This is a genomic window from Rathayibacter sp. PhB179 (assembly GCF_004345345.1).
GTDB classification, from domain to species: Bacteria; Actinomycetota; Actinomycetes; order Actinomycetales; family Microbacteriaceae; genus Rathayibacter; species Rathayibacter festucae.
Genome location: NZ_SLVD01000004.1, coordinates 129,089 through 139,304 on the forward strand (window position 1 = coordinate 129,089; position 10,216 = coordinate 139,304).

Below are 10,216 nucleotides of genomic sequence, written 5' to 3' on the forward strand. Positions count from 1 at the left end.
GTGCCGAGCGCCCCGAACCGGGTGATCCGCGGCGCGCCCCTTCCGCACCGACCCGCGAGGCTGTGATGACCGACGCCGTGTTCCGCCTGACCGGCGCGGAGTCGATCGAGCGGCGGGGGCTGCGCGACCACGTCTACGAGCGCGTGCTCGACGTGCTGCTCGGCCCGGACATCGAACCGGGCATGCGTCTGTCGATCGACGCGGTCGCGCGCGAGCTCGGCGTCTCGCCGACGCCGGTGCGCGAGGCGCTCGTGCAGCTGGAGCGGACCGGCCTCGTCACCCGGGTGGCCAACAAGGGCTACCGGGTGGCGCCGCCGCTCGCCGACGACCAGCTCGATGCGCTCTTCGACGCGCGGCTGGTGCTCGAGAGCGGCGCGGCGGCGCTCGCGTCGGCGCACGAGGCGGCGCTGGTGCCGCGGCTGCAGGAGGCGCTCGCCGAGCACGAGGCGATGACCGCCGTCGTGCGCGCGGCCTCGACCGAGGGCGAGCTGCCGGTGGCGCTGCTGCGCGAGTACTTCGCGGTGGACTGGAACTTCCACCACCTGATCTTCGAGGGCACGCACAACCCGTTCCTGATCGACATGTCCGAGGCGATCTCGACGCGCGTGCACCGGATGCGCCAGACGGTGCAGACGGGCGTCAGCGACGCGGACGAGGCCGTGCTGGAGCACCGGGCGATCGTCGACGCGTTCGCGGCCGGCCCGGAGGCGGCGGCGGCGGCGATGCGCGCGCACATCGAGCGGGTGCGCGAGCGCTCGCGCCGCGACTCCGTCCGCTGACGCTGCGGCTGCGCGGGCTTCGCCGCCGGGCGTGACCTTTCGGCTCGTGGTCTCGGCCCGGGCTCGCGGAATCCGGCGGTTCCGGCGTGCCGGAGGTCGTTCCGCGTGCCGGAGGTGGCAGGGGCTGAACTCGGGCTCGTGAAATCGGCCTGGGCTCGTGGAATCGGGCGGTTCCCGCGTGCCGGAGGGTGATCCGCGTGCCGGAGGTGGCTCGACGGTGCACTGTCAGGGCGAGAGGTGTGCGCGAGTACGGCGACTCATGCTGGTCGAGTAGCCGCGGAGCGGCGTATCGAGACCCGGCGTCTGCAGAGGGTGGATCTCGATACGCCCGCGATGCGGGCTAATCGATCAGCATGGACCGCGCGATGCGCGGGCTGCCTGATCAGCAGGGGACCGGCCGTGGGCCGGGCTGTCCGATCTGCAGGCGGTGAGCCGACTCATGCTGGTCGAGTAGCCGCGGAGCGGCGTATCGAGACCCGAAGTCCTGCAGAACGGTGGATCTCGATACGCCCGCTGCGCGGGCTACTCGATCAGCATGGGCCGCGCGATGCGCGGGCTGTCCGATCGGCAGGGGGACCGGCCGTCGGCCGGGCTGTCCGATTTGCAGGAGGTGAGCCGACTCATGCTGGTCGAGTAGCCGCGGAGCGGCGTATCGAGACCCGGAGTCCTGCAGAACGGTGGATCTCGATACGCCCGCTCAGCGGGCTACTCGATCAGCATGGGCCGCGCGAGGCGCGGGCTGCTTGATCGGGATGGACCGCGCACTGCACGGCTGCTTGACCGGCAGGGGCGGCCCGCTGTGCGGGCTGCTCGATCAGCCGGAGGGCGGGACGGCGAAGGGCCCGGCCGCGGGTGCGGTCGGGCCCTTCACGGTGGCGGCGGGTCAGTGGCCCGCCTGGACGCTCGTGGTCTCGAGCAGCTCGTCCGCCTTGGAGCCGCGGAAGAACTTGGTGCAGAACATCATGGCCGCGGCGAGGAAGGCGAAGACTCCGAGGGAGACGACTCCCCACACGCCGCTGTCGGTGGGCACGGCCTCGTTGAAGCCGTTGCGCATCAGCGGGGCGACGAAGCCGCCCAGGTTGCCGAGCGAGTTGATCAGGCCGATGCCGGCCGCGGCCGCTGCTCCGGTGAGGAACGCGGTCGGGTAGGCCCAGGTGATCGGTCCGACGGAGAGGAAGCTCGCCACCGCGAGGGTGATGAACAGCAGGCCGAGGATCGGCTGGCCGGCCGAGCCCGCCCAGGCCGAGCCGAAGATCGACAGGCCGGTGAAGATGTAGAACATCGCGCCCCAGGAGCGGCGGCGGCGGATCGTGTTGGCGTGCTGGCCCACGTAGTAGCAGGCGAACAGGCCCACCAGCCACGGGATGGCCGAGACGAGGCCGACCTGGAAGCCGACGTCCTGCCCGATCAGGTTCGCGACCTGCTGCGGGAGGTAGAACGTGGTGCCGTAGACCGCGATCTGCAGGCAGAAGTAGATGATCGTGAAGTACCAGACCTTCCAGCTGGCCATCGCCTTCCAGATGCCGGTCGGGCCGTCGGCCTGGCGCACGGTGTCCTCGCGCTCCATCGCCGCCGTCAAGGAGTCCTTCTCGCCCTGCGTCAGCCACTTCGCCTTCTGCGGATGGTTCGTCAGGAACTTCAGCGCCGCTATGCCGGCGAGCACCGCGAGCACGCCCTCGGTGAAGAACATCACCTGCCAGCCCTCCCACGGGGTGATCTGGTTGCCGACGCTGATCAGGCCGCCGCTGAGCGGGGCGCCGAGCATCTGCGAGAAGGGCTGCGCCAGGTAGAAGATCGCGAACATCTGCACGCGCACCTTGTTGGGGAACCACTCCGACAGGAACATGATCACGCCCGGGAAGAGCCCGGCCTCGGTCACGCCGAGCAGGAAGCGCAGGACGATGAACATCGTGTCGCCGGTGGTGAAGGCGAACGCCGCGGCGACGATGCCCCAGGTGACCGCGATGCGGGCCAGCCAGAACCGGGCGCCGAAGCGCTTGAGCAGCAGGTTGCTCGGGATCTCGAAGATCGCGTAGCCGATGAAGAAGATGCCGGCGCCGAGCGCGAACGCGCCGTCGGAGATGCCGCGGTCGACCGAGAGCGCCTCCTCGGCGAAGCCGACGTTGGTGCGGTCGAGGAACGCGACGAAGTAGAGGATGACGAGCATCGGCATCAGATGCCGCGACGCCTTCGAGATGGCGGATTTCAGCGCGGGATCACGGGTGGATCCGAGGGCTGGGGACGAGGTGGTCAAGGCGCTCTCCTTTGAGTCGGCCGAATGCGGTGAGGGGTGGGAGGGGTCAGGAGCCGAGCGCGGGCAGGATCTGCGCCATGCCGACGGCGACGAGGATCACGCCGACGCCGAGGAAGATCCAGCGGCCGAGCGACCAGGTTCCGGTGAGCTTGTTCATGGGGTGTCCGTTCCAGTGCTGAAGGGGATCAGTGCCGAGGGGGGATCAGAGTTGAGGGGGATCAGTGCATGTAGAGGCCGCCGTCGACGTTCAGGGTCTGACCCGTCACGAAGCCGGCGTCCTCGCTGATGAGGTACGCGATCGCCGCGGCGATGTCGCGGGGCGTGCCGATGCGCGGGAGCACGCCGTCGGCGGCCATGGCCGTCTTGCGCTCCTCGGTGAGGGTGCCGCCCATGATGTCGGTGTCGATCGGGCCGGGGGAGATCGCGTTGACGGTGATCCCCTGACCGCCGAGCTCGCGGGCGACGCTGCGGGTGAAGCCGATGACGCCGGCCTTGGCCGCGGAGTAGGCGGTCTTGCTGAAGGTGCCGCCGCCGCGCTGCGCGGAGACGGAGGAGAGGCTGACGACGCGGCCGACCCCGCGGGTGACCATCGACTCCACCGCGCGGCGGGTGCTGAAGTGCACGCCGTTGAGGTTGACGTCGAGGACCCGCTGCCACTCCTCGGGGGTGACCTCGAGGTAGGAGACGGGGGAGGCGATCCCGGCCAGGTTGACCAGCGCCACGACGGGCGGCAGGGCGGCCTCGAGCGCGTCGAAGGCGGCGCGGACCTGCGCGTCGTCGGCGACGTTCGCGCCGGCTCCCGCGGCCTGCACGCCGTGCTGCTCGGCGATCTCGGCGGCCACCTCCTGCGCGGCCTCGGCGTGGAGGTCGATGACGCCGACGTTCCAGCCGAGCTCGGCGAGGTGGTGGGCGGAGTAGCGGCCGATGCCGCGCGGGGACGCGGCGCCGGTGAGGACGACGGTCCGGGACTCGGGGAATGCGGTCATGAGGGTGCTCCTTCTCGGTCGGCGCGTCAGGCGATCGGCGCGGGGCCGAGCTCGTCCATGAGCTTCTTGATGGCGACGTAGGCGCGGTTGCGGTACGCGATCAGCTCCGCGGTCCGCTCGGCGGGCACGTCGAGGTAGCCGGCGCCGGACTTGGTGCCGAACTTCCCGGCGTCGACCAGCGCGGCCAGCGACTCCGGGGTGGCGAAGCGCTCGGGCCAGCGGGTCTGCAGCGAGGCGTAGCAGAAGGCGTAGACGTCGAGTCCGGCCATGTCGGCGATCGCGAACGGGCCGAAGACGGGGAGGCGGAAGCCGAAGGTGGTGCGGACGATCGTGTCGATGTCCTCGGGGGTGGCGATGCCCTCCTCGACGATCTGCGTAGCCTCGTGGAAGAGCGCGTACTGCAGGCGGTTGAGCACGAAGCCGGTGGAGTCCTTGACCCGCGCGGTCTCCTTGCCGGTCGCCGCGACGATCTCCTCGGCCAGGGTGATCGCGCTCTCGGCGGTGCCCTCGTGCGGGATCAGCTCGACGCCGGGGATGAACGGCGCCGGGTTGGAGAAGTGCACGCCGAGGAAGCGCTCGGGGTTCGTCACGGCCTCGGCCAGCGAGCCGATCAGGATGGTCGAGGTGTTCGAGCCGATCACGGCGTCGGGGCGCGCGGCGGCGCTGATCCGGCGGAGGGTCTCGTGCTTGATCTCGATCTTCTCGGGCACCGCCTCCTCGATGAAGTCGGCGGTCGCGACGGCCTCCTCGATCGAGGCGGCGGGGGAGAGGTTCCGCCGGATGCGCTCGACCGCGTCCTCGGGGAAGAGGCCGTCGGCGACGAACTGCGCGGTCTCGGTGAGCAGGCGCTCGTAGTTGCTGCGGGCGATCTCCTCGGAGATGTCGGCGATGACGACGGTGGCGCCGGAGAGCGCGAGGACCTGGGCCATGCCTCCGCCCATGTAGCCGGAGCCGACGACGGCGATGGTGCGTGCGGTCGGGGTGGTGGTGCCGGTGGTGTCGCTCATGTCTGTCGTTCCTTACTGCGAGGCCCGGGCCGCGCGGGGCAGCAGCGAGCGGATGTAGGTCTGGTTGGTCGAGCACATGCCGAGGCTGTCGCCGCCGTAGTGCTCGGCGAGGAGGATGCCGCGGAAGCCGCCCTCCACCGCGTCGCGCAGGACCTGGCGGTAGTTGATGAGACCGGCCTCCATGGTCGAGGGGACCGAGGTGGCCCAGGAGCCGTCGGCCGACTCGTCGCGGGTGTAGTTCTTCACGTGTATGTAGTTGGCGTACGGGAGCGTCTTCGCGAACAACTCGCGCCAGTCCTCGACCGGGCGGTGCAGGCGGATGAGGTTCGCGACGTCGGGGTTGAGGCCGACGTTGTCGAGGCCCACGTCCTCGACGAAGCGGACGGCGCTGTCGGCGGTGCCGAGGTAGGTGTCCTCGTAGAGCTCGAGCGCGAGCGGGAGGCCCACGTCGGCGGCGTGCTTCCCGAGCTCGCGGATGCGGCTGACGGCGGCGTTCCAGACGTCGGGGTCGTCGGGGTCCTTGGGGCCCTCGGCGGTCCAGAACCAGAGCGCGCGCTTCTGCGCGGCGCTGAACGGCTGGTGCAGTCCGGTCGAGAAGACCTGCATGCCCCACTCGGCGGCCGCGTCGATGGTGCGGTGCGCGTAGGCGAGGTTCTTCTCCTCGTGCCCGGGCATGATCACGCTCTGGCGCTGCAGGTGCACCGAGGGGATGCCGATGCCGTGCGACTTCGCGATGCTGAGGAACTCGTCGCGGCGCGAGGGCTCGAGGTCCGCCGGGCGGACGTGGCTGTCGGCCAGCTCGGCGAGGGTGAAGCCGACCTGCTCGACCTGGGCGAACATGTCGTCCCAGACCTCGGGGGCCGCGTCGTGCAGGGCGACGCCGTCGCGGCCGACGGGCGGTATGCCGTGCAGGCAGGTGGCGATCGGCCAGGTCTCGGCGGTCCAGCTGTCGGGGTTCCAGTCGACGCCGTCCCAGGACTGCGCCCCCTGGAGGTTCGGCGCCCCCTGGACGGTCCGCGCGGGTGTGCTCTCGCTCATCAGTGCTCCATTGCGCTCGATTGCGACCGGCGTTGGTCGCACAAAAGATCCTATAGGAAATATAGTCCTGGAGCGGCGGAGCGCAAGGGGCGGGTGGGAGCGCGGCAGGCGGGACGCCATCCCGGCCACCTCCGGCACGTGGAAACCGCTTCGGCACGCTGAAACTGTCCGATTCCGCGAGCCTGAGCCGGATCCGCGAGTCGAACATCCGCCCCGGCCACGTCCGGCACGCGAAACTCAGTCCGGCACGTCGAAACCGACCGATTCCGCGAGCTTGAGCTAGAACTACGAGCCGAACATCCGCCTCGGCTACCTCCGGCACGCGCGAATCGTTTGGGCACGGCGGAACCGCCCGATTCCGCGAGCCTGAGCCGAAACCGCGAGTCGAGCATCCGCCCCGGGCACCTCCGGCACGTGGAAAACAGTCCGGCACGCTGAAACCGTCCGATTCCGCGAGCCGAGGCCGAAACCACGAGCCGAGGATTCGGCCCGGCTGCCTCCGGCACGCAAAAATCCGTCCGGCACGTCGAAACCGTTCAGTTCCGCGAGCCGAGGCCGACTTTGCGAGCCGAACCTGCGGTCCTGGGCAGTCCGCCCATCCTCGGCGCGTGAGAACCTCCCCCGCACGCCGGAATCGCCCGATTCCGCCAGCCGGGGAAGACTTCGCGAGCCCGCCCCTGAATCACGAGCCGAAGATCCGCCCCGGCCGCCTCCGGCACGGGAGAACCGCTCTGGCACGTCGAAACCGTGCGATCTCGCGAGCCCGGGCCTGAACCGCGAGCCGAAGATCCGCCCGGCCGCCTCCGGCACGCGAGAACAGCTCCGGCACGTCGGAACCGTGCGATCCCGCGAGCCCGGGCCTGAAGCGCGAGCCGGATTTACGCCCGGGCCACCTCCGGCGCGCGGAATCTGCTCCGGTACGTGGAAACCGTCCGATTCCGCGAGCCCGGGCCTGAATCGCGAGCCGAACATCGGCCACCGGCCACCTCCGGCACGTGAGAACCGCTTGGGCACGCAGGAACCGCCGGATTCAGCGAGTCCGAGCCGGATCTGCGAGCCGAAGTTTCACCACGGCCACCTCCGGCACGCGAGAACCAGTACGGCACGCCGGAACCGGCCGATTCGGCGAGCCCGCGCCGATCGAGCGAGCCGAGCCTCCGGCCCCGGTCAGTCGGCGTGCCTCCGGCACGTCGGAACCGCTCCGGCACGGAGGAGCCGACCGATCCCGTAGGACCGGGCCGGGGCCACGAGTCCTTCGTCGTGCAGCGCGGCGGCAGCGGAGGACAGCCGAACGGCGGGGACCCCCGAGGGATCCCCGCCGTCAGCGGTGGTGCGGTGGTGCGGTGGTGCGGTGGGCGTCAGCTCAGCGTGGAGCGGACGGCCGCGCGCGCCTGGTCGAGCGCGCTGCGCAGGGCGTCCGTGCTCGCCGCGCTCACGGAGCCGTGCGCGGCGGCCGTGCGCAGCTCGGCGCGCAGCTCGTCGCGGAACTCGGTGAGCAGCACCTCGGCGTCGCGCAGGGCGAGCCGGGAGGCGGTGCGCGCGTCGACCGCGGCGGTGTCGGCGGCGGGGTTCTCGGCGGGCGGGGCGTCCTGCGGGCGCTCGCCGGTGGTCGAGCCCGAGGTCGAGTCCTGCGTCGACTCCGCCGGGGCGGGCGTCTCGGCCGAGTGCTCCGGACCGCCGCGCGACGGGCGCGAGTCGCGGGCGGCGCTCGCCAGATCCGCGCGCAGGCTCTTCATCGCCTCCGCGACTCCGAGGCGCACCTCGTCGGCCAGGCGGCGGACGGAGTCGGTCAGCTCCTCCTCGATGTCGCCGAGGTCGGTCGCGCGGTTCGCCAGCTCGTCGCGGCCGGCGTCGGTGATGGAGTAGACGGTCTTGCGGCCGTCGGCCTCCTTGGTGACCAGGCCCTCCTCCTCGAGCTTCGCCAGGCGCGGGTAGACCGTGCCGGCGCTCGGGGCGTAGGTGCCGCCGAAGCGCTCGCTGAGCGCCTGGATCAGCTCGTAGCCGTGCTTGGGCGACTCCGCGAGGAGGTTGAGCAGGTAGAGGCGCAGGCGGCCGTGCGCGAAGACGGGGCTCACAGCGCGCTCGCGTCGGTGAGGCGCTGCGCGGCGGGAGCGGCGGGGGAGCGGCGGACCACGGTGACGGCGCCGGTCACCGAGTTGGCGGTGACGTCGACCCACTTCGAGTCGAGCGAGCCGGTGGTCGCGGTGTATCCGCGGCCGAACGTGCCCTTGACCACCTCGCCGTCGAGCTGCAGCGTGCCGGTGGCGGTGTTGATCCGGTAGCGGGCGCCGAGGCCCTCGTCGATCCGGATCGTGAGGTCGCCGCTGACGGTGTTGCACTGGATCTCGTCCGGTGCGTCCTCGGCGTCGACGAAGACGCTGCCCGAGACGCCGTCGACGGAGAAGCGGGTGAGCGCGCCGGCGGTGGTGACGTCGCCGGAGACGGTGTGCGCGGTGACCCGGCCGGTGTGGTTGCGGACGGAGAGCTCGCCGTGGACGGTGTTCGCCTCGATGTCGCCGCGCAGGCCGTCGATGACGATGTCGCCGCCGACCGTGGAGACGCGGGCGTCCGAATGCAGGCCGGAGACGAGGCCGTCGGCCGAGACGGTGTCGAACTTGAGCGCGACGCCGCGGGGGACGAGCAGGCTGATGTCGGCGCGGTCGCCGCGGCGGCCGAGGCCCTTGGCGACGTCGACGACGGTGTCCCAGCGGAGCTGGATGTGGTCGACCTCGAGGCGGTCGCCGTCCATCGAGACCTTGAGCGAGCGGCCGGAGACGCTGTGCACCTCGACGCGGGCGGTGGGCTCGTCGTGCCCGATGACGTCGATCTGACCGCCGACCAGGGCGATCTTGATCGCGCGGACGACGTCGAGGTCGATGACCTTCGTCTCGCCCGCCTGCACGAGCCATTTCTCGAGCGACATGGTGCTCCTCCTCCTGCGCCCACGTGGGGCGATCCTGCTGCTGGTGATGCCGGGACGACTCGCGATATAGCGCGAGTCGATGGAAGTCACGATATATCGCGTGTTGCGCCGCGGGCAAGGATGTTCGGCGATCACCCAGGGGAGCGCGAGCGTCTGCTAGACCGGGAGCATGGATCCGCTCGCGGCGCTGCAGGAGATCGCCTCCCTGCTCGAGCAGGAGCGGGCGTCGAAGTACCGCGCGAAGGCGTTCCGGAAGGCGCTCGCCGTGCTCGAGGGCATGAGCGAGGACGAGCGGGCCGACCTCGCGCGGGTCCGCGCGGCGCCGGGGATCGGCGACACGACCTTCACCGTCATCCGCCAGGCGCTCGAGGGGCGGGTGCCCGACTACCTCGCCGAGCTGCGCGGGACCGCGTCCCTGCCCGAGAGCGCGCTGCGGAGCCTCCTCCGCGGCGACCTGCACAGCCACAGCGAGTGGTCGGACGGAGCGACGCCGATCGCGGCGATGGCCGACGCGGCGCGGGCGCTCGGGCACGAGTACCTCGCGCTGACCGATCACTCGCCGCGGCTGCGGGTCGCGCACGGGCTGAGCGCCGAGCGGCTGGCCGAGCAGCTGGAGCACCTGGCCGGTCTGGACACCGGATCGCTGCGGCTGCTCAGCGGGATCGAGGTCGACGTGCTGGAGGACGGCGCGCTCGACCAGTCGGAGGAGATGCTCGCGCGGCTCGACGTCGTGGTCGCGAGCGCGCACTCGAAGCTGCGGATGCCGAGCCGCGAGATGACGGCGCGCCTGGTCGCGGCGGCGGCGCATCCGCGGACCCGGGTGCTCGGGCACGTCACCGGGCGGCTCGTCACGGGGGAGCGCGGCACCCGCCCGCCGTCGACCTTCGCCGGCGCCGTCTTCCGGGCCTGCGCCGAGCACGGGACCGCGGTCGAGATCAACTCCCGCCCCGAGCGGGAGGACCCGCCGGACGAGCTGATCGCCCTGGCACTCGAGGCCGGCTGCCTCTTCTCGATCGACAGCGACGCGCACGCCCCCGGCCAGCTCGGCCTCCTCGACTACGGCGCCGAGCGCGCCGAGCGCCTCGGCGTCCCGCCCGACCGCATCGTGACGACGTGGCCCCTCCCGCGACTCCTGGACTGGCTCGCGCCCTGATCCCCCGCCGCGAGATGCCACTTGTGCACGCCTTTCACGGCGTGTCGCGTGCACAAGTGGCATCTCGCGGAAAGCG

General features: G+C 71.4%; 8 protein-coding genes. 2 read left to right on the top strand and 6 right to left on the bottom strand.

The annotated features are described in order from the left end of the window. The first annotated feature begins 65 nt into the window (after positions 1-65). Positions 66-779 (top strand): GntR family transcriptional regulator, encoded by a 714-nt coding sequence (locus EDF43_RS10195; RefSeq protein ID WP_132436613.1) that lies wholly within the window; start codon positions 66-68, stop codon positions 777-779. Positions 780-1,662: 883 nt separating this feature from the next. Here EDF43_RS10195 and EDF43_RS10200 read toward each other — a convergent pair. The 6 genes from EDF43_RS10200 to EDF43_RS10225 form a co-directional block, all read right to left on the bottom strand. Then, positions 1,663-3,033 carry an MFS transporter gene (locus EDF43_RS10200; protein WP_243582147.1) on the bottom strand — a complete coding sequence of 457 codons (1,371 nt, stop codon included), beginning with the start codon at positions 3,031-3,033 and terminating at the stop codon, positions 1,663-1,665. Between the two features lie 218 nt (positions 3,034-3,251). Next, a complete protein-coding gene (locus EDF43_RS10205) occupies positions 3,252-4,019 on the bottom strand; it encodes an SDR family oxidoreductase (RefSeq protein ID WP_132436615.1) in 768 nt (255 codons plus the stop codon). Positions 4,020-4,045: 26 nt separating this feature from the next. Continuing rightward, positions 4,046-5,026, bottom strand: coding sequence for a 3-hydroxyacyl-CoA dehydrogenase family protein (locus tag EDF43_RS10210; protein WP_132436617.1), 981 nt, complete (start codon positions 5,024-5,026; stop codon positions 4,046-4,048). Positions 5,027-5,038: 12 nt separating this feature from the next. Then, positions 5,039-6,064 (bottom strand): sugar phosphate isomerase/epimerase family protein, encoded by a 1,026-nt coding sequence (locus EDF43_RS10215; protein ID WP_132436619.1) that lies wholly within the window; start codon positions 6,062-6,064, stop codon positions 5,039-5,041. A gap of 1,358 nt (positions 6,065-7,422) precedes the next feature. Next, positions 7,423-8,139, bottom strand: coding sequence for a PadR family transcriptional regulator (locus tag EDF43_RS10220; protein ID WP_132436621.1), 717 nt, complete (start codon positions 8,137-8,139; stop codon positions 7,423-7,425). Then, positions 8,136-8,987: a hypothetical protein gene (locus EDF43_RS10225; protein WP_132436623.1), complete on the bottom strand. Its 852-nt coding sequence runs from the start codon at positions 8,985-8,987 to the stop codon at positions 8,136-8,138. The genes EDF43_RS10220 and EDF43_RS10225 overlap by 4 nt, the downstream gene beginning before the upstream one ends. A 169-nt stretch (positions 8,988-9,156) precedes the next feature. Between EDF43_RS10225 and EDF43_RS10230 the strand changes: the two genes are divergently transcribed. Continuing rightward, complete coding sequence (locus EDF43_RS10230) at positions 9,157-10,140, top strand: PHP domain-containing protein (protein WP_132436625.1); 984 nt, start codon at positions 9,157-9,159, stop codon at positions 10,138-10,140. The last annotated feature ends 76 nt before the right edge of the window (positions 10,141-10,216 follow it).

Excerpts from the sequence above, each read along its gene's own strand:
- EDF43_RS10195 (WP_132436613.1), top strand. The coding sequence starts at position 66 with ATGACCGACGCCGTGTTCCGCCTGACCGGCGCGGAGTCGATCGAGCGG.
- EDF43_RS10205 (WP_132436615.1), bottom strand. The coding sequence starts at position 4,019 with ATGACCGCATTCCCCGAGTCCCGGACCGTCGTCCTCACCGGCGCCGCG.
- EDF43_RS10210 (WP_132436617.1), bottom strand. The coding sequence starts at position 5,026 with ATGAGCGACACCACCGGCACCACCACCCCGACCGCACGCACCATCGCC.
- EDF43_RS10215 (WP_132436619.1), bottom strand. The coding sequence starts at position 6,064 with ATGAGCGAGAGCACACCCGCGCGGACCGTCCAGGGGGCGCCGAACCTC.
- EDF43_RS10225 (WP_132436623.1), bottom strand. The coding sequence starts at position 8,987 with ATGTCGCTCGAGAAATGGCTCGTGCAGGCGGGCGAGACGAAGGTCATC.
- EDF43_RS10230 (WP_132436625.1), top strand. The coding sequence starts at position 9,157 with ATGGATCCGCTCGCGGCGCTGCAGGAGATCGCCTCCCTGCTCGAGCAG.